This is a genomic window from Paracoccus haeundaensis (assembly GCF_006239215.1).
In the GTDB taxonomy this organism is placed as follows: domain Bacteria; phylum Pseudomonadota; class Alphaproteobacteria; order Rhodobacterales; family Rhodobacteraceae; genus Paracoccus; species Paracoccus marcusii.
This window is the reverse complement of sequence record NZ_VDDC01000119.1, coordinates 1-612: the sequence shown is the minus strand read 5'-3', so window position 1 is coordinate 612 and position 612 is coordinate 1. Positions and strand designations below refer to the sequence as shown.

General features: G+C 62.1%; 1 protein-coding gene. It reads right to left on the bottom strand.

Going from position 1 to position 612, the window contains the following annotated elements; all coding sequences use genetic code 11:
• The coding region (locus FHD67_RS20260) for a calcium-binding protein (RefSeq protein ID WP_281282468.1) at positions 1-612 on the bottom strand (612 nt) is incomplete at both ends.

Genomic DNA, 612 nt, shown 5'->3' with positions numbered 1-612 from the left:
ACCACGGGTGTTGGCCGCAGTGCGCAGGTAGAGGTCCTCAACATTGGCGCTGAGAACCCAGTCACGGGTCGAATGGATCGTGTCATGACCCTGGCCCGCCAGTTCGATCACGCGGTCACCGGCGTTATCGACCCAGTAGACATCATTCCCGGTGCCGCCATACATCTCGTCCGCGCCGGCCTTGCCGTCGATGACGTCATTGCCGCCGAAGCCGTAGATCTTGTCGTTCCCGGACGTACCGTTCAGCGTGTTCGCGCTGTCATTCCCGTTGATCGCGCCGGGAACGGGCGTGGGCCCGACCTGCATGCCGTTCAGCTCTTTCGGGACGGCGCCGTTGAAGAGGAAGTTGGCGGGTGTCAGGGTCGCCTTGTCAACGCCCTGCAGGAAGATGCTATCATTGGTCCCCAGGACGATCCGGGTGCCGCCGTTCTCGCTGATCAGCGCAGTGACGTTCGCATATCCACGGATGTCGAGGATCTCTCCGGCGCGGGCGTCGAAGTCCGTGATCGTGTCGCGACCGTCGCCTGCAGAAAAACGGAAAGTATCTTTTCCGGTCCCACCGGTAAGCGTGTCATTTCCAGTGCCCCCGACCAGGGTGTCGTTGCCCTCGTT